This is a genomic window from Mycobacteriales bacterium (assembly GCA_035995165.1).
In the GTDB taxonomy this organism is placed as follows: Bacteria; Actinomycetota; Actinomycetes; order Mycobacteriales; family CADCTP01; genus CADCTP01.
The window spans coordinates 31,505-52,857 of record DASYKU010000113.1 but is presented as its reverse complement, the minus strand read 5'-3'; the positions used below and the strand labels follow the sequence as shown (position 1 = coordinate 52,857).

Here is a 21,353-nt window from a genome sequence, read left to right as displayed (position 1 = left end):
GACCTCCCCGGCGCGGTCGGCCGCGCCGCCGCGGAGGGGCTCGTCTCGTCCGAAGTGGACGCTCAGGAGGCGTCGTACTTCCTGTCCCGCGGGGCGTTGCGCCGCACCGACGGGCCGGGGATGAGCCACTGGCGCAAGCAGCTGTTCATCGTGCTGGCCCACAACGCCGGCGACCCGGCCGAGTTCTTCGGACTCCCCCGCAGCCGCACCGTCGTCATGGGTTCCGACGTCGACGTCTAGGTCGACCTAGTAGAAGCTCAGGCGCGCCAAGGGCTCCACGAGCTCGCGCTCCTCGTACGCGAGGTGGCTCAGCAGCGTGTCGGTCAGCAGGTCCGCGGCCGCGCGCAGCTCCTTGATCCCGTCCGGCCCGGCCACGAACGCGACCAGCGCCCGGTCGACCTGCTCCAGCACGCCGTGGATCGCGACGTGCTCCTCCTGCAGGCGGTCGATCACCGGGACCAGCCGCGGGTCGGCCCGGCGCAGGTGCGGGAAGACGCTCTGGTCCTCGATCGTGTGGTGCGTCGTGACCACCCGGCAGTACGACTCGCAGTAGACGCCGACGGTCCAGTTGTTCTGCCGGATCGTCATCTGGTTGATGTGGTCGCGAGCCACGCCCGGGTCGGTCGCGCCGGTGGAGACCTGCTCGATGAGGTCGCGGATGCGGGTCAGTTCCTCACGCAGGCCGTCGTGGACCTGGATCAGGTGCCGGCCGGTGGCGATCTCGTGCGCGGTGTACTCGCGGGCGGGGTCCGGGTTCGGGCCGGCCGGCCTCGCGGACTCGTCCCACACCCGCAGGTCGGACAGCCGTACGCCGTCGTCCGGGGTGGGCGTGACTCGAAAACCGTCCGCATACAGCCGCTCCGCCGCGGCTGTTGCCGGGATCGACTCGGCTGCTTGCCCGACAGCCTGCCCGTCGGCGTCCTCGGCCGACTGCCCGACGGTCTGCCCGGCTGGCCGCCCATCGGCGTCCCTGGCTGACTGCCCAGCCGACTGCCCGGCAGACCGCTTGGCCGACTGCCTGGCGGGCTGCCCGGCAGACCGCTTGGCCGACTGCCCGGCTGGCTGCCCGGCGGCCTGCCGGTCGGCTCGCTCGGCCGCGACCCTGTCGGCGGCCGGCTCGGCCGCCAGCCCGTCGGCTTGCCGGGCCGCCTGCTCGGCGGCTTGCTCGGCAGCTTGCTCGGCGGCGTGCTCGGCGGCTTGCTCGGCGGCGACGAGCTCGCGGACCGCGGGGACGACCTCGCCGGCGTACCGGCGGAGCAGTTCGGGATCGTCGCCCATCACGATGAAGCCGGTGAACCGCTGGGTCAGCGCGAGCTCGGCCAGTTGCTCGGCCCACATCTCGGCCGGCCCCTGCAGGAACCCGGTACCGCGCGGCGCGAACGTCCCGGCGATGTTGTAGAGCCGCCGGATCCCGGCCGGGTCGCGCCCGGCCTCCTCGGCCGCCTCGTCGATCGTGCGGTTCATGCCCGGCAGCACATCCGGCGCCGCGTACGGACTGCTGGGCAGCCAGCCGTCCCCGAGCCGCCCGGTCAGCCCGAGCATCCGCTTCTTGTACGAGCCGATCCAGATCCCGACATCGTGCGCCGGAGCCGGCCCCGGGTGCGCACCCCAGACCCGGTAGTGCTCGCCCTCGAGACGGATCGTGCCGCCGCCGACGTCCCAGACCGCACGGATGATCCGGATGCCCTCGTCGAGCGCGTCGACCGCGGACTTCGCGGTCAACCGCGGGCCGCCGACGGCCGCGATCGCGTCGTAGAACCCGCCGGCGCCGAGGCCGAGCTCGACCCGCCCGCCGGTGAGCAGGTCCAGGCTGGCGACGCTGCGGGCGAGCACCGCCGGCGGCCGCAGCGGCAGGTTGGCCACGTTCGGGGCGACGGTGATCCGCTGCGTGCTGGCCGCGATCACCGACAGCAGCGTCCAGGTGTCCAAGAACCGGGCCTGGTACGGATGGTCCTGCACGCTGACCAGATCCAGCCCGAGCTGCTCGCTCAGCTGCGCCAGCGCGACCACCCGATCCGGGTCGTCGGCGGACGGGGTCAGGAAACTGCCGAACATGAGATCCACACCGAGATCGTATGCCAGACAGACGAGTGGTCGCACAGAACGTCTTCTTGATAGCCTGATCACATGCTCGACGACGACCTCGGCTGGTCCCTCGGCGTGGTCTTCCGCACGTACGTCCGCACCGCCGAGGCGCTGGTCAGCGAGCTGCCCGGCGGCCCGCGCGGGTTCCAGGTGCTGGCGGCGGCGGCGCAGGAGCTGCCGGTCGCGCAGGGCGTGCTGGCTCAGCGCCTCGGCATCGACCGGACCGTGATGACATACCTGGTGGACGACCTGGAGGCGGCCGGCCTGGTCGCCCGCCGGCCGGTGCCCGACGACCGCCGCAACAAGCAGATCGTCGCGACCGAGGCGGGCCGGGCGCGCTGGGAGCAACTGCGGACCCGGCTGGCCCGGGCCGAGGACCACGTCCTGGCGCCGCTGACGGGCCAGGACCGCGACCGCTTCCGCACGCTGCTGCGCACGCTGGCGCTCCGGGCCCAGGAGCTCGACCCGGTCACCGACGCGTGCGCCATGGTCGAGGACCTCGACGGCGCCCGCCCCCGCCACTCCGCCCGCCACTGACCCCGTCTCCGCCACTGACCCCGTCGCCGCCACTCACCCGTCGCCGCCACTGACCCCGTCGCCCGCCGGCGCCGCCTCTCACGCCCTCGGCCGCCTGCGCTGAACACTGTCGTCAGGTCTGCGCGCCGGCGCCGCGCGACGCTCACCGGCCGGGTGTCTGCGGGCGAACCGCGCGCTGGCGGGCGGCCTCGTAAAGGACGACCGTGCCGGCGGTCGCGGCGTTGAGCGAGCTCGCCGCGCCGGTGATCGGGATCCGCGCGGTCGTCTGCGCCGCCTCGCGCCACGCTGCCGACAGACCGTTCGTCTCGTTGCCGATCAGGACAAGCGTGGGCCCGGTCAGGTCGACATCGGCGAGATCTGCGTCGCCATGCTCGTCGGTCGCGACGACACGGGCGTCGCTCCATTCCAGCACTTCGCGATGGCTCGGCACCCGCACCACCGGGATCGCGAACAACGAGCCCGTACTCGCCCGCACCGCCCGAGGATCGTACGGATCGGCGGCGTGCCCGGTCACGATCACCCCGTGCGCGCCGAACGCGTCGGCGGAGCGGACCAGCGTGCCGATGTTGCCGGGCGTGGTGGGACGGTCGAAGACGACCACGAGCAGGTCCGGCCGCGGCGCGATCCGGTCCAGGCGGTCCGCCCGCAGGCCGACGACCGCGATCAGCTCCTGCTCGTCCTTGCCGCCGAGCTCCTGCAACATCTCCGGCGCGAGGGCGACGTGCTCGTACCGGGCCAGCAGGTCCTCGGCCCAGCGCGACCGCGTCCCGCCGGCGTGCAGCAGGGTCCGGATCTCCCACCCGTGCTCGGCCGCCAGCGTGATCGGACGGACGCCCTGAACCAGGAACTCACCCGCCCGCTGCCGCTTGGTCCGGTTGGACAGCAGCGCCTGCCACTGTTGGAAGGCCGCGTTGCGGGTGGTGATCCGGCGCACCGGCCCATTCTGTCGGTGCGGCCCGGCAGGATCCGCAGCATGTTCGCCGACGAGTTCGACGCGCCGGACCTCGACCTGTCCGTCTGGTTGCCGCACTACCTGCCGGCCTGGAGCTCGCGGGCCGAGACCGCCGCCGTCTACGAGCTCCGCGACTCGTGCCTGCGGCTGTTCATCCCGCCCGAGCACGGACCCTGGATGCCGGCCGAGCACCCGACGCCGCTGCGGCTGTCCGGGATCCAGACCGGCAACTTCTCCGGCCCGGTCGGCAGCACGATCGGCCAGCAACCACTCGAGGGCGGCTCGGTGGTACGGGAGGAGCAGGAGTTCTTCGCCGGCTTCACCCCGCGCTACGGCCGGCTGTCGATGCGGGCGCGGATGACGATCACGCCGCGCTCGATGGCGGCCTGGTGGATGGTCGGCCTGGAGGACCAGCCGGAGCGCTGCGCCGAGATCTGCGTCTTCGAGGTCTTCGGAGACGCGGTGCAGCCGGGCTCGGCCGCGGTCGGCATGGGCCTGCATCCGTTCCGGGATCCGAACATCACCGAGGACTTCGAGGCCGTACGACTCCCGATCGACGTGGCCGAGTTCCACGACTACACCGTGGACTGGACACCGACGGCGGCGACCTTCTCCGTGGACGGCGCGGTGATCCGTAGCTGCCCGCGGCCACCGGACTACCCGATGCAGATGATGGTCGCGGTGTTCGACTTCCCGGACCGCTCCGCCGGCGACGACGCCGACGCCGTCCCCGACCTCACCATCGACCACCTCCGCGCCGACTGAGCGGTGCCTCCGCCGGCCGGCAGGTCCTGCTGCCTACTCGTCGGGGTCGAGGAGGGGAAAGAGGCGGGCGACGACCGCGACCGGGGCGGCGCCAGGTGGCCGGTGGGCCGGTGACTCCTCGCGGTCGCCGTACCGGGCGACGGCCCGGCGGATCACGGCGCCGACATCGCGCAGCTCGGCCGGGGTGAGGTAGAGGACCTGGCTGAACGCCTCGTCGTGCTGCCACCGGCGCGGTGCGCGGTCGCGGGCGGCGAGCCAGCGCTGGTAGCTCTCGTCCTCCAGCCCGCGGGCGAGCAGGTCGAGGTCCCGGCGGCCCGATTGGTCGGCCGGGTCCGCGTGCTCGGGGTGGCCGGGACGACTCGGGTCGACCAGGCGCCAGGGCCGTCGACGGCCGGTCCGGCCGGGCACCTCCTCGACCAGCCCGTACCGCTCGAGCTGCCGCAGGTGGAACGAATGCAGCCCCGAGTTCCCGCCGAGCTCGCGAGCCGCCTCGGTCGCGGTCACCGTGCCGACGCGGGTGAGCAGCTCCAGCAGACGGGCCCGCACCGGGTGATCCAGCAACGCGGCCACGGCCCGGTCCCGCGGCTGCACCCACCGCTCCCCGGATCCCACGTTGCAAACTATGCTTGTTTGCAAACCTGCCGTCAAAGTGGCTCCGAGGAGGAGTGTCGATGACCATTCTGCCGATCCGCCTGTTCGGGGACCCGGTGCTGGCGACGGCGGCGGATCCGGTGGTGGCGTTCGATGCGGAGCTGCGGCGGCTGGTCCGCGACCTGCACGACACGCTCTACGACGAGCAGGGTTCGGGCCTGGCGGCGCCGCAACTCGGTGTTGGTCTGCGGGTCTTCACATTCCACGTCGACGGCGTCGAGGGCGGGCTGGTCAACCCCGAGCTCGACTTCCCCGACGACGAGGAGCAGGACGGCCCCGAGGGCTGCCTCTCGATGCCGGGGCTCTACTTCGACACGATCCGCCGGCAGAACGTCGTCGCCCGCGGCTTCTCCGACCGCGGCGACCCGCTACAGATCGTCGGGACCGGACACCTGGCGCGCTGTCTCCAGCACGAGACCGACCATCTGGACGGCGTCCTGTTCATCGACCGGATGGACACCGCCCGCCGCCGCGCCGCCCTGCGCGCCCTACGCGAGGCGTCCTGGGCCCAGGACGGCGTGCCCCGTGTGAAGATCAGCCCGCACGCAGCACCCAACCCGTTCCGCTGACGGGCTCTCGTCAGAGGAGATCGAGGAGCGGTCCGACTTCCTGGTTGGCGTACCAGAGCAGCTCGTAACCCTCGGCTCCGTCGACCACGAACTTCGCGTCGTCGCTGCCGAGGTCGGCCTCCAGCACCACGGCCACCGCCGCCGCCACCGCCTTCTCAGCCTCGGTGCCGTCGATGTGCACGGCCGCGACGAGCTTGAGCGGCACGGTCTGCGACACCCGGACCACCGCCCGGTCGAGGTCGGGCCGCAGCGTGACCTCCTCCTCCGGGATGTCCGCGGCCACAACTGCCCGCCGCGGCACCGCGCCCGGATCCTGGTCGAGCAGCCGGAGCGAACCCCGGGCGGCGTCCAGAAGAGCCGCATACTCCAGCTCGTCCAGGTCGCTGTCCCGATACCACTCCCGCAGCTGCGGGGTCACCGCGAAGCCGGTCAGCGGCGCCGGCCCGAGCTCGCCCGCGTCGATCAGCTCGCGCAGCGTCTGGGTCGTCGCCGGGAAGTAGACCCGCATCAGCTCACCGCCCCCGTTCTCAGTTCCGGCCCGCCATGGCGCAGAGCCGCCGCGCTGGTGCGCAACGCCGTCGCCAGCACGGCTTGGCGCCGCCGCGGGTCCATCAGGTTGGCCCCGATCGACTCCAGATCCTCCGGCCCCGGCCCGAGCAGCGTCACCGCCGTACCCGACCGGCGCAGCGCCTCGGCGTCCGCCAGCACCCGCCTGGTCACCAGCCGCCGCCAGCGCCGCTCCGCCCGCGCCATCGGTGAGCGCGGCCGGTCGTAGGCGAAGGACGCCATCGGCGCCAGCACGTACGCCTCGTCGAGGCCGGCGCCGGTCAGCAGGTCGAGCGAGGTCGGTGACAGCGTCCCGCCGTCCACGTACGGATCCCCGTTGATCACGACCGGTGCATACCACCCCGGGATCGCACAGGAGGCGGTGACCGCGTCAGCGAGCGTGGCCGGCGGCGATCCCGGCCGCCCGAACGCCGTCCGGATCCCGGCGCCGTAGTCCATCGCGACGATCCAGGCCCGCGGCATCGAGGGCCAGCCACCGGCGTCGAGCGGCGCCGAGACATGCTCGATCATCCGGTGCAGCGGCTGGAGGGTGCCGCGCCCGCGCGGCAGCGCGGCCGAGAACGCCGCCATCGGCGGCACCCGCCGCGGGTGCCGGGCGGCCTCAAGCAGCAACCGGGGTGAGCCGACGCCGAGACCCGGCCGAGGCGGCACCGCGCCGCCGCTGTCACGGTCGTAGTCCCAGCTGATGTCCGGGTCGGACGGCAGCGGGGTGCCCTGCTGGTGGCGCAGCGCCACGTCGACGCCGATCCCGCAACCGAGCAGAGCCGCCATGACCGAGCCGGCCGACGTCCCGATGCAGACTTCGACGTCCCGGGCGTCGAAGCCCTCCTCCGCCTCCAGTGCGTGCAGCGCCGCAGTCATCCAGGTGAGGCCGAGCAACCCACCCGCGCCGAGAACCAGACCGCGCCGCACGCCGTCACCCTTCGCCGTCATTCGACCGTGTCCACGAGCTCGGACAGCGACTCCTCCAGCAACGACCCGATCACGTCCACGTCCGGCAGCGAGTCCCGGTCGGCATTGAGCCCGTAGTAGACACGGCCGTTGTAGGACGTCAGCCCGATGCTCAGGCCTTGGCCCCGGGCCAGTGGAACGACCGGGAACAACTCCAGCAGCTGCGCTCCTCCCGCATACAGCGGGAACTGCGGGCCAGGGACGTTGGTGACGACGAGATTGAAAAGGCGGCGGGTGAACCCGTTGGCGGCCCGGGCGCCGAGCGAGTGCAGCGTCGGGGGCGCGAAGCCGCCCAGCGCGACCAGCGCGTCTGCGCCGACCGACTGGCCGGACTCCTTGTGCGCCTTCATCGCGAAGCTGACCTGGGACAGCCGGACCACCGGGTCCGGCTCCCCCACTGGCAGATCCACCAGGTAGGACGAGACGCGGTTTCCCGCCGTACCGCGCTGCTCGTCGGTCCGCACCGACACCGGCACCAACGCGCGCATCGTCGTGGACGCGGTCACCGCCTCGCCCCGCGACAGCAGCCAGCCCCGTAAGGCGCCGGCCACGGTCGCGAGCACGACGTCGTTCACGGTCCCGCCGTGCTGCTTGCGGACCCGCTTGTAATCGTCGAGATCCGTTCGCGCGACGCCGAAGCGACGCTGCTCGCCGATGGGCACGTTCATCGGCGTGGACGGCGCCGGCCGGGCGGCGACCCGGGCCGCGGCGGCCAGACCGCCCACGGCGCCGATCAGCTTCCCCGCAGTGCTGCGGATGTCGAGCACGCCCATCCGGACGGTGTCGGCGACCGCGGTCGGCCGCCGGACCAGCTCGGTCACGGCGTCGGTGACCAGGCCGACCATGCCGGGCGGCGGAGCCGGCATCCAGAGGTCGTCCGGCAGGTCCCGCGGGGTCGGGGAGACGTCCAGGATCACCTGGCCGATGTCGACCGCGCTGACGCCGTCGACCATCGCGTGGTGGGTCTTGCTGATGACCGCGATCCGGCCACCCTCCAGCCCCTCCACCAGGTACATCTCCCAGAGGGGGCGGTTGCGGTCAAGCCGGCGGGACATCAACCGGCTCACCAGCTCACGCAGCTGCGCGTCCGAGCCCGGCCGTGGCAGCGCCGAGCGCCGCACGTGGAAGGTGACGTCGAAGTCGGCGTCGTCCACCCAGACCGGGTTGGCCAGGTGACCGGGCACCCAGCGGATCTTCTGCCGATAGCGCGGGACGAGGTTGATCCGCTGCTCGATCAGCTGCACGAGGCGGTCGTAGTCGAAGCCCTCGGAGGGTGGTTCGAAGACCAGGAGGCCGCCGACGTGCATCGGCGTGGTCGGCTCCTCCATGTAGAGGAAGGAGACGTCGAGGGCGCTCAGGCGATCAGGCATGGGACGCCCCTCCTCGCAGTCCGCCGCGGACCGGATGGCCCGCTGAAGCACGACCATCGTGACATGCAGGCAGGAAGAGCGTCGGTGGCCGTCCACAAGCTGCGAAGTTGTCCACAGATTGCGTATCGATACTTGCAACCGCATGTACCGGTCGAGCACCGTGACGTCCGAACGCCCTCACCGTGCTTGCAGATTGGATTGCGATGACGACAGCGGCACAGCCCCAGGTGGAGACCGACGTCCTCGTGGTCGGGTCCGGACCGGCCGGCGCGGCCGCCGCGCTGTTCCTGGCGACCTACGGGACCTCGACGATGCTGGTCACCAAGTACAACCGGCTGTCGGACAGCCCCCGCGCGCACATCACCAACCAACGCACGATGGAGACGATGCGCGACGTGGGCGTCGAGGCCCGGTTGATGCGTGAGGCGACGCCCTGGGAGCTGATGGGCAACACGACGTTCTGCACGAGCCTGGCCGGCGAGGAACTCGGACGGATCCCGTCCTGGGGCACCGACACCATCCGGCACGCGAACTACGAGCTGCAGAGTCCGTGCACCATGCTCGACGCGCCGCAGACGATCACCGAGCCGGTGATGATGCAGGCCGCTCAGGAACGGGGCACCCGGGTCCGGTTCGACACCGAATACCTCAGCCACACGCAGGACGCCGACGGTGTCACGACGATCGTGCGGGACCGCCTCACCGGTGGCGAATACGCGATCCGTTCCCAATACCTGGTCGGCGCCGACGGCGCGCGCAGCAAGGTCGCGGCCGATCTGGACCTGCCCTTCGAGGGTCCGGGCGCGGTCGGCGGCTCGATGAGCATCGTCTTCGAGGCCGACCTCTCCCGCTTCGTGGCGCACCGCCCGTCGGTGCTCTATTGGATGCTGCAGCCGGGCGCCGAACGTGAGGGCGTCGGTCTGGGTGTGCTGCGGATGATCAAGCCGTGGAACGAGTGGATGCTCATGTGGGGGTACGAGGTGGCCGCCGGGCCGCCGAGCTTCACCGACGACTTCATCCGCGAGCTCGCCGTCAACCTCGTCGGCACCGAGGACTTCGAGATGCGGGTGCAGTCCGCGTCGCCGTGGACGGTCAACCACCAGTTCGCCAAGACCATCGGGCGCGGACGGGTGTTCTGCGCCGGCGACGCCGTGCACCGCCACCCCCCGACCAACGGGCTGGGCTCCAACACCTCGATCCAGGACGCCTACAACCTGGCCTGGAAGCTCGCACACGTGGTGAAGGGCGTCGCCTCCCCCGGTCTGCTCGACACGTACGACGTAGAGCGTGCGCCGGTGGCCCGGCAGATCGTCGAGCGGGCGAACAAGAGCATCGGCGACACCGGCAAGATCCTGGCTGCGCTGGAGCTGTCCGACACCACCGACGTGGCCAAGCTGCAGCGGCAGCTCGACCTGCGTAAGGCGCCGGGTCCGGAGGGCGAGCGCATTCGCGGCGCGCTGCGGGACGCGATCGCGTATAAGGCGTACGAGTTCGATGCGCACGGTGTGGAGCACAACCACCGGTACGCCTCGGCCGCGGTCGTGCCCGACGGCTCTCCCGAGCCCGACTTCACCCGTGACCGCGAGCTGTTCGCGCAGCCGACGACCTGGCCGGGCGCGAAGCTGCCGCATACCTGGGTGACGGAGGGCGGCCTGCGGACCTCGACGCTCGACCTCGCCGGGCACGGCGCGTTCAGCGTGGTCACCGGGATTGGCGGCGAGGCCTGGCTGGAGGCGGCGGGCCAGCTGGCCGACAAGCTCGGTATGACGATCACGCCGATCTCGATCGGCCCGGGCCAGCCGTACGAGGACCCGTACGGGACCTGGGCCGACCTGCGCGAGATCGACGACGGCGGCGTGCTGCTGGTCCGGCCGGACCTGCACATCGCGGCACGCGCGCTGACCGCTCCCGAGTCGGCACAGCACGCGCACGGCTGGCTGTCCGACGCACTGGCCGCCGTCCTGCAGCGGGAGGTCTAGCGCAGAGACGTGCCGAGCAGGATCTCCAGTTCGCCGACGGTCGTGTCGACGTCGACGTGGTGGACGCCGACCATGCCCGCGGCGGCCGCCGCCCGGACGTTGGGCCGCAGATCGTCGACGAAGACGATCTGCTCCGCCGGCAGCCGGAGCCGCTCGGCGGCGAGCACGAAGATGGCGGGGTCGGGCTTGCGCAGCCCGACCTCGCCGGAGATCACGACTGCGTCGAAGAGCGTGTCCCAGCCGTCGCGGACGTAGTCCAGGCCCCAGGAGTTCGACAGCAGACCGGTGCGGATGCCGGCGACCCGGGCCGCCCGGACCGTGTCGATCATGGTCGGCACGACCTCCATACCGGAGAACATGCGGGTGAGCATTCCGGCCGTCCGGTCGGCGTCGGCCGGGGACGACCCGGCCAGCTCGGCCGCGAGCAGCCGTTCGAACTCGGCCGCGTCGACCCGTCCGGTCTCCAGGTCGTGGACGGGGTTGCTGGTGGAGTCGGGGCCGAGCCAGCGTCGCATCAGCTCGGAGAACCGGTCGGAGTCGACGCCCTCCCGCCGCGTCCACGCACCGATGAACTCCGACAGCGGGTTGGTCAGCACGCCGCCGTAGTCGACGAGCAGGCCCCGCAGCTCAGCAGCCACACCCTCACAACTACCTGACGACCGTCCCTCGTGGACAGCCGGGGTCGGCTCATCTGGCCGGCGCTCGGCTGAGCAGCCGGCGACGTTTCGGTGCCGGGTCGGGTGCGCCGGTCAGCTGCCGGGCGAGCTCGGCCATGGCCCGACGCAGCGGGCTCACCGGGGCCGCCTCGGCCAGCGTCGCCCCGGTCCGCATGGCCAGATCAAGCACCGCCGGCGCGGCCGGCAGGTAGGCGGCCGCGTCGATCCCGGCCCAGCGCTGCAACGCGGCGGCGATCTCGCGCTGCGGCTCGCCCGGGAGCACCGTCGCCCGTACGCGATTCACCACGACCAGCGGCGCGGCTCCGGGCAGCACCTCCCGCAGTTCGTCCAGCGCCCGGATGAGCCGCTGCAGCCCGACCGGATCGGCCGCGCCCACGCACACCACCGTGTCGGCCGACTCCAGCACGGCCAGGGTCGAGCCGTTCCGCCGCGGCGCGGCCGTGTCGTACGAGAGTTCCTCGTCCTGTTCCAGGCAGAACCCGCAGTCGACGACGGTGAGCGCGGACAGGTGCCGGGCCTGGGCCAGAGCGGCCTGCACGGCCACGGGCGGCAGCTCGGGCCAGCGGTCGGCGCGGGTGATCCCGGTCAGCGCGCGCAGGTTCGGCCGCAATTGGCGGCTCTGCTGGGCCAGCCGGGTCGGATCCAGCCGGCCGGCGACCGCATCCCGGCAGGCCAACGCCAGCCCGGCCGACTCGTCCAGCAGTCCGAGCGTCTGCGCGACCGTCCCGCCGTACGGGTCGGCGTCCACGAGCAACGTCGAGACGCCGAGCCGGGCGGCTTCGTCGGCGACGCCGATCGCGACCGTCGTACGCCCGGGCGCGCCGGTCGGTCCCCAGACGGCCAGCACCCGGCCCCGCCCGCGAGCCGGCATCGGGGTCCGCGCCGGCGGACCGAGAACGGGCAGCGCGGCCGCCGGATCCGCGAACCAACCGCTGTCGGCGGCGACACCGTCGGCGACCGCCTCGATGACCACCCGGGCCACCTCGGCGGCACCCGCGTCGATCGGCAGCACCCGCGGTACGCCGGCCCGCCGCAGCCGGGTCTCCGCAGCCGCGTCGCCCGCGGCGGTCAGCCCGATCGCGACCACCCCGGAGGAGCCCAGCCGGCTCACCGCCTCGCGGTCGAGCCCGCCGAGGTCCGCCGACAACAGCACCGCCCGGGCCGTTCCGACGGCCGCCGAGGCCAGCAGCTCGGGCAGGTCCACACAGCGCCCGACGACGGTCACACCGTGGTCCCCCCTCTCCAGCGCGACCACCAGGTCCGGTTCCCAGGGTGCGCCCGGCATCGCCGTGACGACCGGTATCCGCATCACGGCTGGGTCCCGCCGTCCCGGTCGCAGGGCGTGACCGATGCGCCGGCCGGTGCACCGTCGACCACCACCAGCCGGATCGTGGAATCGACCCCGAGCACCGCCAGCAGCCGGTCCGCATCCGCCCGGCCGACCCGGAGGACGACCTGCAGCAGCCCGGTGCCGGTAGCCAGCGCGCCGGAGCCGTCGGTGCGGACGTCCTGGACGGCGGCCGAGGCCAGCACCCGGCGCGGACCGCAGTCCTTGGTCCCGGCCCAGACCTCGACGGCCTGGCCGCGCTGTAGGGAGGGCGCGTTCTCCGGCCGGACCGGCAGGTTGACCACGAGCGCCGGGTCGCCGGTCCGTACCGCGGTGACCGGCAGCAGCTCACCGGCGGACAGGGCCCGGGTGACCGTCCGTCCGGCCGGGGACCGCGTGGTGCTCAGGTAGCGCGGCGCGGTGTCGAACAGCCGCACTCGGGCGGGCCGGACGTCCTGGGCCGAGAGCACCGTGCTGGCGGCCACGTCCCGGGTCAGCGCCCACACCCGCACCGAGCGGTCCGCCGCGGTGACGGTCGCCGAGCCCGCGACCACAGAGCCAGCGACCAGTAGGACGCCGACGATCACCCGGGCGTTGATCCAGGTCGGTGGGCGCAGCCGGCGGGCGGGAGGCGAAGGCGGCGGGGTGTCCAATGAGAGCTCCTCTCCGGTGAGTCAGGGATGTTATACACCGGTACGATCCCTTTTGCGTACTACGTCGGACTGGACCGCGGCGACGTCGCTCCGTCACCAGAGCGGCGTCAATGCCACACTGAGCGTGGGTCGACCCGAGATGTCGCCGGAAGGATGCGATGACCCCCGACCGCTTTCTCACCCTCAGTGATGTCGCCGAAGTGTTGAACATCTCCGCGTCGCAGACGTACGCACTGGTCCGCAGCGGTGCGCTGCCCGCCATCAAGATCGGCGGCCGCGGACAGTGGCGGGTCGAGCGCCAGCAGCTCGAGGGCTACATCGAGCGCATGTACACCGAGACCCGCGCCTTCGTCGAGGCCCACCCGCTCGGACGCGACGAGCCACTGCCGCCCGACTGACCCGCGGCTCACCATCGGCGCAGGGCCGCCACGCCGGCCAGCGGCACCGTCCGGACGCCCCGGATCACGCCCGGCCGGCGCGGCTCACCCAGGGGATGCTCGGCGATCTCGACGTAGTCCGCGCCGACGCGATCGAGCGTCCCGTCGACCGGCGTGCCGTCGGTGAGCACCAGCCGGACCGGCGACCGGTCCCGGACGACCCCGCGCAACGCGGAGCGCAGGCCGAGCTCGACCGGGCTCGTCTCGACCTCGGTCGAGTGCCGTCCGAGTCCGCCGACGCCGAGCAGCGACCACATGGGCACGAGCGTCTCGAGGCCGCTCGGCTCGGTGATGAGCAGCCAGTCCCGGCCGACCTGGTCGAGGCGGCCGTTGCAGTGCCCGAGTCCGATGCAGCGCAGGGAGATGGCGTGGCCGACCGCCCCGGTGAGCCGGGCTAGCAGGGTGATCCGGCCGGTCTCGATGCGAACGCGCTCGGCAACCTCGCCGTCACGTTCCGCCTTCGCCGCCGCTGCCGCTTGGGCTTCGAGGTCCGCGAACAAGTACATCCAGCGCATGGCCTTCCACTTTCGTCCGGATTTACGCAGTATCACCCTTGACGAATGGCTTTGCCCAGCCTACAAAGCAAACAGACGCAAACGCATCCGTACGAGGGCAAGCGGCACAGTCGCCCGCCGACCTCGCCACCCGTGGAGGGCTACGCCGTGTCCATGCCTGCGATCGATCCCGCACCGGCCGACCGACCGCGCCGCCCGACCGTCCGGCGCGTGCCCCGGCTCGAGCCGCCGTACGACGACGAGATGCCGGAGGGCCCACTGCGCGTCATCCGGCAGCGGGAGGAGTTGCCGTTCGAGGAGCCGGCGCCGCGCCGGTTCGAGCACGAGATCGACTTCTTCGACCCGCAGCCGACCTCACGGCGCGACCTGCCCGAGCCGGAGGCATGGGCGACCCGGTTCCTGCAGGCGGTGATCGAGACGCTGGCCGGGTCGCGGCCGTCGGCGCAGTTGCAGGAGTGGACGTCACAGGCGGTGCGCGCGCAGGTCTCGCGGATGCGCTTCGACAGCCGGTGGCAGACGCCACCCGGGACGGTGCCGCTCATCCGCTCGGTGCGGGCCAGCGAGCCGGCTGACGGCGTCGCGGAGGTGTCCGCGGTCGTGCTGCGCGGCGCGGCCTACTCGGCCGTCGCGACCCGGCTGGAGGGCTTCGACGGGCGGTGGCGGGCGGTCGCGCTGGAAATCGGGTGAGCCCATAGACACCGCGGCCCCGGACCGTACGGGTCCGGGGCCGCGGTGGCAGCGGTCAGTGGGCGGCGGCCGGAGCCCCGTGGCACCGCTTGTACTTCTTGCCCGACCCGCACGGGCAGGGCGCGTTGCGCCCGGGCTCGTCCCCGGAGACGGAGGCACCGCCCGTCGCGCTCTTCTCCGGCTCGGACGCGTCCAGCGTCGGCGCCGAGTACTGCAGGTTGTCCGAACGGTGGGTGTTCTGCAGGCCCTTCGCGGTCAGCGCCGGTGCGGGCCGGGCCGGGGGGGCCTCCACCTCCGGGACCGCCGGAGCCTGCCCGTCGACGGCGGCCTCGGCCGGATCCTCCTGCTCGACCGGTTGCTGGATCTCGACCGGTTGCTGGATCTCGACCTCGACGTTGAAGAGGAAGCCGACCGACTCCTCCTTGATCGCCTCGAGCATCGCGTTGAACATGTCGAAGCCCTCGCGCTGGTACTCCACCAGCGGGTCGCGCTGCGCCATCGCCCGCAGGCCGATGCCCTCCTGCAGGTAGTCCATCTCGTAGAGGTGCTCGCGCCACTTGCGGTCGAGCACCTGCAGGACGACCCGCCGCTCGAGCTCACGCATGACCTCGGAGCCGAGCTCCTCCTCGCGGGCCTCGTACGCGGCGTGCGCGTCGTCGATCAGGAGCTCGCTGAGCTGCTCGGTGGACAGGCCGTTGCGGTCGCCGCCGGCCTCCTCGATGACCTCGTCGACGGTGACGGAGACCGGGTAGAGCGAGCGCAGTGCGGTCCAGAGCTGGTCGAGGTCCCAGTCCTCCGGGTAGCCCTCGGAGGTGGCGCCCTCGACGTATCCGCCGGTCACGTCAGTGATCATGTGCTCAACCTGGTCCTGCAGGTCGGCGCCCTCCAGAACGCGGCGGCGCTCGTCGTAGATGACGGTGCGCTGGCGGTTGAGGACCTCGTCGTATTTCAGGACGTTCTTGCGGATCTCGAAGTTCTGCTGCTCGACCTGGGTCTGCGCGGACCTGATCGCGCGGGAGACCATCTTCGACTCGATCGGCTCGTCGTCCGGCATGTTCAGCCGGGTCATGATCGCCTCGACCGCGGCGGCGTTGAACCGCTTCATGAGGTCGTCGCCGAGGGAGAGGTAGAAGCGGGACTCGCCCGGGTCACCTTGCCGGCCCGAACGGCCGCGCAGCTGGTTGTCGATGCGGCGGGACTCGTGCCGCTCGGTGCCCAGCACGTAGAGACCGCCGACGTTGACGACCTCCTCGTGCTCCTTCTTGACCTGCGCCTTGACGTCCTCGAGGGCCGTCTCCCACCCCGCCTCGTACTCCTCCGGCGTCTCCGTCGGCGACAGTCCGCGCTCGCGCAGGTGCATGTCGGCCAGGAACTCCTTGTTTCCGCCGAGCTCGATGTCGGTACCGCGACCGGCCATGTTGGTGGCGACGGTGACCGCACCGGCCCGGCCCGCGAGCGCGACGATCGTCGCTTCCTTCTCGTGCTGCTTGGCGTTGAGCACCTCGTGCGGGATGCCCTTGCGCAGCAGCATCGAGGACAACAGCTCGGACTTCTCGACGCTGGCGGTACCGACGAGCACCGGTTGCCCGGCCTCGACGCGGTCGGCGATGTCCTCCACCACGGCGTTGAACTTGGCCGTCTCGGTCTTGTAGACGACGTCGGCCTGGTCCTCGCGGACCATCGGCCGGTTGGTCGGGATCGGCACCACTCCGACCTTGTAGATCTGGTGCAGCTCGGCGGCCTCGGTCTGCGCCGTACCGGTCATACCGGCGAGCTTGTCGTAGAGGCGGAAGTAGTTCTGCAGCGTGATCGTGGCGAGGGTCTGGTTCTCGTCCTTGATCGACACGCCTTCCTTGGCCTCGATGGCCTGGTGCATGCCCTCGTTGTAGCGCCGCCCGTGCAGCACGCGGCCGGTGAACTCGTCGACGATGAGGACCTCACCGTTGGTGACGATGTAGTCCCGGTCCCGCTTGTAGAGCTCCTTGGCCTTCAGCGCGTTGTTGAGGTAACCGACGAGAGGCGTGTTGACCGCCTCGTACAGGTTCTCGATGCCGAGTTGGTCCTCGACCTTCTCGACACCGGCCTCGGTGATCGCGACGGTCCTCTTGCTCTCCTCGACCTCGTAGTCGGCGTCCTTCCTCAGCATCGGCGACAGCCGCGCGAACTCCTGATACCAGCGCGCGCTCTGCTCGGCCGGGCCACTGATGATCAGCGGCGTCCGGGCCTCGTCGATGAGGATGGAGTCGACCTCGTCGACGAGCGCGAACTTGTGCCCGCGCTGGACCAGGTCGTCCTTGCTCCAGGACATGTTGTCGCGGAGGTAGTCGAAGCCGAACTCGTTGTTCGTGCCGTAGGTGATGTCCGCCGCGTACGCCGCCCGGCGCTCGACCGGCGGCATCTGGGACAGGATCATCCCGACCTCGAGGCCGAGGAAGCGGTGGATCCGGCCCATCCATTCCGCGTGGTACTTCACCAGGTAGTCGTTGACCGTCACCACGTGCACGCCGTCGCCGGACAGCGCATTGAGGTACGCCGGGAGCGTGCTCACCAACGTCTTGCCCTCACCGGTCTTCATCTCGGCGATGTAGCCCATGTGCAGCGCGGCGCCGCCCATCATCTGGACGTCGAAGTGCCGCTGTCCGATGACGCGCTTGGCAGCCTCACGCACGACCGCGTACGCCTCGGGCAGGATGTGGTCCAACGTCTCGCCGTCGGCCAAACGCTCGCGGAAGACGTCCGTCTGCGCTTGCAGCTCGGCGTCGGTCATCTCGGCGTAGTCGGGCTCGAGCGTGTTGATGTGCTCGGCGATCGCCTTGAGCCGGCGGACGATCTTGCCTTCCCCGGCGCGCAGGATCTTGTTCAGTACCACGGTGCGACGTCAGCTCCCTCGAAACGGCTCCACACCATCGTAGGCGGCTGGATGACACACCACCCCGGGTGTCGAACGGACGGATGGTCCCTTCCGTGCCGGAAGTAGGGCTCGCACGGCTTCCGCGCGAGCGGGACGAGGAGGAAGCGTGACCGGGTACGCGGGGGTGGGCTGGTCTTCGGCGCAGGTGGAGACCCCACGGCTGCTGCTGCGACCGCTGCGCGCCCAGGATGCCGATGAGCTGCTGCTGGTCCGCGGCGCGGAGTCCTACGGCCGTTCTGCGGCCGACCGGGGAACGGCCGGGGACGGCGGCCGGATGCGGACGGCGGTGACCGAACGCACCACCGGCCGCCTGATCGGCGCGGCCGACCTCTGCCTCGATCCCGCTCGGGCGACGACCGCGCGGCTGGACGTCTGGATCGCCGACTGGGCCCGGCGGCGCGGTCACGGCACCGAGGTGGTCTCGGGGATGTGCGGTTGGGCCTTCCGGCACGGAGTGGTCCGGGTGGAGCTGCTCGCCGCGACCGCGAACGAGCCGGCCCAGCGGGTTGCGTTGGCAGCCGGCTTCCGTCGGGAGGGCCAGCTGCGCGCCGCGCTCCCGGCCGGCCGGACCAGGTCGGACGCGATCGTCTTCGGCCGGCTCGCGAGCGATCCCGCGCTTCCGGTGCGACGGGGGCTGCCGGACGTCGGTGAGATCTCGGACGGGGTCGTCGCGGTCCGGCCGCTGCGTCCGGGCGACGAGGACGCCCTGCTCGACGAGCGGCTGGACCCGGAATCGCAGCGGTGGTCGACCACCACCCGGCTGTGGACGCAGCAGGACGTCCGGCTGTTCGTGGCCGGCACCGCAGCGGCCTGGCTGGCCGGCAACGAGGCCCGGTTCGCGATCGTGGATTGCGCGAGCGGTGCCTGCGCCGGCTCGCTCGGCCTGCGGATGACCGTCCCGGCATTCCGCATCGCCGAGATCGGCTACGGACTGCGCGCCGGATGGCGAGGGCGCGGCCTGACCACCCGGGCCGTCCGGCTGGTCACCGACTGGGCGTTCTTCCAGGCCGGCATCGCCCGGCTGGAGCTCGGCGCCGCGGTCGGCAACCACGCCTCGCAGCGGGTCGCCGAACGGGCCGGCTTCCGGCCGGAAGGGACCGCCCGGATGCGGCTGCCGACCTCGGACGGCGGCCGGACCGACGAGGCCCGTTACGGCCTGCTGCCGCCGGGTTGACCGGCGCGTGCTCAAGTGATCTCGAGCAGCTTCTCGCGTACCGCGTACACCACCGCTTCCATCCGCGAGTGCAGCTGCAGCTTCTCCAGGATGTTGCGGATGTGGTTCTTCACGGTGTTCTCGCTGATGAACAGCTCGCGGGCGATGTCGCGGTTGTTCATCCCGCGTGCCACGAGCCGGAGCACCTCCATCTCCCGGGCGGTCAGCCGCGGGCTCGGTGGTACCTGCACGGTGTCGCCGCGCTTGGCCATCGCGGCGAACTCGGTCAGCAGCTTCGAGGCCAGGGACGGGCTGATCAGCGACTGCCCGGTCATCACCTGCCGGATCGAGTGCGCCACCTCGTCGATCGGCAGGTCCTTGAGCAGGTAGCCACTGGCTCCGGCCCGGATCGCGTCGTAGAGGTCCCCCTCGTCGTCGCTCATCGTGAGCATGACGATCCTCGCCGACGGCACCGCCGCCTTGATCGCCGAGCACGCCTCGATCCCGCCACGACGGGGCATCCGGACGTCCATCAGCACGATGTCCGGCAGCGTCTCGATCGACCGCTCGACCGCCTCGGTCCCGTCCCCTGACTCCCCCACCACGACCATGTCGGGTTCCAGGTCCAGCGTCACCCGTAGACCGCGCCGGAACAGCGCATGGTCGTCCACCAGCAGCACCCGGATTGCCTCCGGCCGGCCAGCCGAATCCGGCTCCATGTCCTCGGTCACCGATCGCCCCCGCATCGTGCGACTCTGTCGCGCCGGTCACCCGGCGCCCCCGAGACGCAGTCTGCCAGAACCAGGGCATCGCGACCTCGACCGGACCCTGGAGCCGGCCGGCCGGAGACGCCCAGGTCAGTCGACGAGCCGGATCACGCCGTAGTCGTAGCCCTTGCGCCGGTAGACCACGCTCGGTCGCCCGTTCTCGGCGTCGGCGAACAGGAAGAAGTCGTGCCCGACCAGCTCCATCTCGAACAGGGCACGGTCGATGGACATCGGCTCGGCCGGGTGCTCCTTCTCCCGGACGACGAGACCGCCGAACTCCTCGCGCTCCTCGGCCTCCGCCCGTTCGAGTGTCGCCAGGGAGGCGTCGCCGTTCGCCCCGAGACCGCCGGTCGCGGCGGCCACGGAGGTGGGGGTCCGTGAACCGCGATGCACTCGCCGCCGGTCGGCGGCTCTCCTCATGCGGCTGTCCAGCTTGGCGACCGCGGCGTCCAGTGCGCGGTAGAAGTCGGAGGCACAGGCCTCCGCCCGTATGACCGGCCCGCGGGTCGCGCAGGTGACCTCGACCCGTTGACAGGATGGCGACTGACGTGGGTTGCGCTCGTGGTAGAGCTCCACGTCGACACGAATTATTCGGTGGTCGTACCGCTCGACTCGTTCGATCTTCTCCGCGACGTGCTGCCGGAAGTGCTCCGGCACCTCCACGTTGCGGCCCCTGACCACGACGTCCACGCGACCTCCTGTGCGGTGATGGACGCCCGCCGCTCTCGGCTCCGCACCGCGACGAGTTCCGCTCGCCGCGGGCGGCACACCACCGGTACCAGAGCCGGTTACGGCGTGACGCCTCCTCTACCCAGGTCCTGCTTGACGGTAGCCGAGCCGGGTCGGGTGAGAACACCCCCCGGCCGCCCAGATGCGCTACCCGGCTCGCGCTCCTCCTACGCGCCATCTGCCCTCGAAGATGCTGAGAACTTGATGTTGTGTACGGTCTGACAGCCACGAATAGTAACGCCTCGCGGTTATTTGGATACCCAGGGTTCCTACGTTGGGTGCCCGCGACCGCAGCGCCGCCGGCCACCGCGAGTCCCGCCGTCCGCAACGCTCGGGCGGCATCCGCGATGGTGCTGCCGGTGGTCACCAGATCGTCAACGATCACCAGCAGCCGAGCAGTTCCGCCGATAGCCGCGACTCGCTGAGGGTCAGCGGTGAACTTGCCGGCCGCGGCAATCTCCCGCTCCGCCGCGCTCAGGCTCGCGGTGTCCGGCCGGACTGCGGTGAGCCGGAGCAGCGGCGCGACCTCGACGACCATCCCGGTGCGGCCGAGGATCCGGGCGGCGCCCGCGGCCAGCCGCTGCACGTGCTGCCCGCCGCGTTTCCGGGCGACCACCGCGGCCGAGGGCACCGGCACCAGCCAGACCGGCCCGTCGGCCAGCTCCTGTACGGACAGGGCCAAGGCGCCAGCCAGGACGCCGGCCAGGTCCCGCCGGCCCCGCTCCTTATAGGCGAGCAGGGCGGCGCGAGCCGGTCCGGCGTAGTCGGCGGCAATGGCCAGTGGCGGCAGTCCTTCCGGTGCCGGATCTGGCCGGTGCCGCCGCGGCCGGCACAACGACGGCTCGCACCGGACGCACAACGGCCCGCGGGCGTCGACGCATCCGGCGCAACGGCTCGGGAGGACCAACTCGGTCAGAAGCGAGATCACGCGATGACCGTCGCCGTCGTGCGCCGGCCGCGGAAGGCCGGATCCGCGATCTGTGGATGACGCTCCGGCCTGTGGACAACGGTTTGGGGCCGTGACACGGGGTTGGTACTACTGGTCCTGCGAGCGACGTGAGGAGGTGCGGG

At 71.7% G+C, this 21,353-nt stretch carries 22 protein-coding genes and 1 pseudogene; 9 read left to right on the top strand and 14 right to left on the bottom strand.

What is annotated here, in order from left to right:
- On the top strand, positions 1 to 240 hold a 240-nt coding region (locus VGP36_19400; GenBank protein HEV7656881.1), incomplete at its 5' end, for a potassium transporter Kup.
- A gap of 6 nt (positions 241 to 246) precedes the next feature.
- On the opposite strand, the gene VGP36_19395 is transcribed toward VGP36_19400, so the two are convergent.
- On the bottom strand, positions 247 to 2,055 hold the full coding sequence (locus tag VGP36_19395; GenBank protein HEV7656880.1) for an LLM class flavin-dependent oxidoreductase: 1,809 nt from the start codon (positions 2,053 to 2,055) through the stop codon (positions 247 to 249).
- Positions 2,056 to 2,127: 72 nt separating this feature from the next.
- On the opposite strand from VGP36_19395, the gene VGP36_19390 reads away from it, so the two are divergent.
- Positions 2,128 to 2,622 carry a MarR family transcriptional regulator gene (locus VGP36_19390; protein ID HEV7656879.1) on the top strand — a complete coding sequence of 165 codons (495 nt, stop codon included), beginning with the start codon at positions 2,128 to 2,130 and terminating at the stop codon, positions 2,620 to 2,622.
- A 142-nt stretch (positions 2,623 to 2,764) separates the two neighbouring features.
- Here VGP36_19390 and VGP36_19385 read toward each other — a convergent pair whose 3' ends face one another.
- Positions 2,765 to 3,556 carry a TrmH family RNA methyltransferase gene (locus VGP36_19385; protein ID HEV7656878.1) on the bottom strand — a complete coding sequence of 264 codons (792 nt, stop codon included), beginning with the start codon at positions 3,554 to 3,556 and terminating at the stop codon, positions 2,765 to 2,767.
- Between the two features lie 39 nt (positions 3,557 to 3,595).
- Between VGP36_19385 and VGP36_19380 the strand changes: the two genes are divergently transcribed.
- Complete coding sequence (locus VGP36_19380; GenBank protein HEV7656877.1) at positions 3,596 to 4,339, top strand: glycoside hydrolase family 16 protein; 744 nt, start codon at positions 3,596 to 3,598, stop codon at positions 4,337 to 4,339.
- 33 nt (positions 4,340 to 4,372) lie between these two features.
- On the opposite strand, the gene VGP36_19375 is transcribed toward VGP36_19380, so the two are convergent.
- Positions 4,373 to 4,951: a helix-turn-helix domain-containing protein gene (locus tag VGP36_19375; protein HEV7656876.1), complete on the bottom strand. Its 579-nt coding sequence runs from the start codon at positions 4,949 to 4,951 to the stop codon at positions 4,373 to 4,375.
- 59 nt (positions 4,952 to 5,010) lie between these two features.
- On the opposite strand from VGP36_19375, the gene def reads away from it, so the two are divergent.
- Positions 5,011 to 5,559 carry a peptide deformylase gene (gene def / locus VGP36_19370; GenBank protein HEV7656875.1) on the top strand — a complete coding sequence of 183 codons (549 nt, stop codon included), beginning with the start codon at positions 5,011 to 5,013 and terminating at the stop codon, positions 5,557 to 5,559.
- 10 nt (positions 5,560 to 5,569) lie between these two features.
- Here def and VGP36_19365 read toward each other — a convergent pair whose 3' ends face one another.
- From VGP36_19365 to VGP36_19355, 3 genes are read right to left on the bottom strand one after another with little or no spacing between them, the layout of a single operon-like run.
- Positions 5,570 to 6,067: a hypothetical protein gene (locus VGP36_19365; protein HEV7656874.1), complete on the bottom strand. Its 498-nt coding sequence runs from the start codon at positions 6,065 to 6,067 to the stop codon at positions 5,570 to 5,572.
- Positions 6,067 to 7,038 carry a patatin-like phospholipase family protein gene (locus VGP36_19360; GenBank protein ID HEV7656873.1) on the bottom strand — a complete coding sequence of 324 codons (972 nt, stop codon included), beginning with the start codon at positions 7,036 to 7,038 and terminating at the stop codon, positions 6,067 to 6,069. Before VGP36_19360 ends, VGP36_19365 begins: the two co-directional genes overlap by 1 nt.
- A gap of 17 nt (positions 7,039 to 7,055) precedes the next feature.
- Entirely contained in the window at positions 7,056 to 8,447 is a 1,392-nt protein-coding gene (locus VGP36_19355) for a wax ester/triacylglycerol synthase family O-acyltransferase (protein ID HEV7656872.1), read from the bottom strand.
- 203 nt (positions 8,448 to 8,650) lie between these two features.
- Between VGP36_19355 and VGP36_19350 the strand changes: the two genes are divergently transcribed.
- The gene (locus VGP36_19350) at positions 8,651 to 10,426 is read left to right on the top strand and encodes an FAD-dependent monooxygenase (protein ID HEV7656871.1); all 1,776 of its coding nucleotides are present in this window, start codon (positions 8,651 to 8,653) and stop codon (positions 10,424 to 10,426) included.
- Here the strand turns inward: VGP36_19350 and VGP36_19345 are convergent.
- The 3 genes from VGP36_19345 to VGP36_19335 are packed head-to-tail and all read right to left on the bottom strand — an operon-like array spanning position 10,423 to position 13,083.
- Complete coding sequence (locus tag VGP36_19345) at positions 10,423 to 11,064, bottom strand: HAD family phosphatase (protein HEV7656870.1); 642 nt, start codon at positions 11,062 to 11,064, stop codon at positions 10,423 to 10,425. The genes VGP36_19350 and VGP36_19345 overlap by 4 nt on opposite strands.
- A 49-nt stretch (positions 11,065 to 11,113) precedes the next feature.
- Positions 11,114 to 12,412 (bottom strand): hypothetical protein, encoded by a 1,299-nt coding sequence (locus tag VGP36_19340; protein HEV7656869.1) that lies wholly within the window; start codon positions 12,410 to 12,412, stop codon positions 11,114 to 11,116.
- Positions 12,412 to 13,083 (bottom strand): SAF domain-containing protein, encoded by a 672-nt coding sequence (locus VGP36_19335; protein HEV7656868.1) that lies wholly within the window; start codon positions 13,081 to 13,083, stop codon positions 12,412 to 12,414. Before VGP36_19335 ends, VGP36_19340 begins: the two co-directional genes overlap by 1 nt.
- Before the next feature lie 158 nt (positions 13,084 to 13,241).
- Here VGP36_19335 and VGP36_19330 point away from each other — a divergent pair, with 158 nt between their 5' ends.
- On the top strand, positions 13,242 to 13,481 hold the full coding sequence (locus tag VGP36_19330; GenBank protein HEV7656867.1) for a helix-turn-helix domain-containing protein: 240 nt from the start codon (positions 13,242 to 13,244) through the stop codon (positions 13,479 to 13,481).
- Between the two features lie 8 nt (positions 13,482 to 13,489).
- Here VGP36_19330 and VGP36_19325 read toward each other — a convergent pair whose 3' ends face one another.
- A complete protein-coding gene (locus tag VGP36_19325) occupies positions 13,490 to 14,035 on the bottom strand; it encodes a hypothetical protein (protein HEV7656866.1) in 546 nt (181 codons plus the stop codon).
- 210 nt (positions 14,036 to 14,245) lie between these two features.
- Here VGP36_19325 and VGP36_19320 point away from each other — a divergent pair, with 210 nt between their 5' ends.
- Complete coding sequence (locus VGP36_19320) at positions 14,246 to 14,722, top strand: Rv3235 family protein (GenBank protein HEV7656865.1); 477 nt, start codon at positions 14,246 to 14,248, stop codon at positions 14,720 to 14,722.
- Between the two features lie 55 nt (positions 14,723 to 14,777).
- Here the strand turns inward: VGP36_19320 and VGP36_19315 are convergent, their stop codons facing one another.
- Both VGP36_19315 and secA read right to left on the bottom strand, forming a co-directional pair.
- On the bottom strand, positions 14,778 to 15,014 hold the full coding sequence (locus tag VGP36_19315; protein HEV7656864.1) for an SEC-C metal-binding domain-containing protein: 237 nt from the start codon (positions 15,012 to 15,014) through the stop codon (positions 14,778 to 14,780).
- Between the two features lie 90 nt (positions 15,015 to 15,104).
- Positions 15,105 to 17,591, bottom strand: a pseudogene (secA, locus tag VGP36_19310) (preprotein translocase subunit SecA).
- 148 nt (positions 17,592 to 17,739) lie between these two features.
- On the opposite strand from secA, the gene VGP36_19305 reads away from it, so the two are divergent.
- Positions 17,740 to 18,807, top strand: a complete 1,068-nt coding sequence (locus tag VGP36_19305) for a GNAT family N-acetyltransferase (GenBank protein HEV7656863.1) — start codon at positions 17,740 to 17,742, stop codon at positions 18,805 to 18,807.
- Positions 18,808 to 18,818: 11 nt separating this feature from the next.
- On the opposite strand, the gene VGP36_19300 is transcribed toward VGP36_19305, so the two are convergent.
- Both VGP36_19300 and raiA read right to left on the bottom strand, forming a co-directional pair.
- Positions 18,819 to 19,532 carry a response regulator transcription factor gene (locus tag VGP36_19300; protein HEV7656862.1) on the bottom strand — a complete coding sequence of 238 codons (714 nt, stop codon included), beginning with the start codon at positions 19,530 to 19,532 and terminating at the stop codon, positions 18,819 to 18,821.
- Between the two features lie 111 nt (positions 19,533 to 19,643).
- A complete protein-coding gene (gene raiA, locus VGP36_19295; protein HEV7656861.1) occupies positions 19,644 to 20,243 on the bottom strand; it encodes a ribosome-associated translation inhibitor RaiA in 600 nt (199 codons plus the stop codon).
- Between the two features lie 313 nt (positions 20,244 to 20,556).
- On the opposite strand from raiA, the gene VGP36_19290 reads away from it, so the two are divergent.
- The gene (locus tag VGP36_19290; protein HEV7656860.1) at positions 20,557 to 21,270 is read left to right on the top strand and encodes a hypothetical protein; all 714 of its coding nucleotides are present in this window, start codon (positions 20,557 to 20,559) and stop codon (positions 21,268 to 21,270) included.
- Positions 21,271 to 21,353 lie beyond the last annotated feature (83 nt).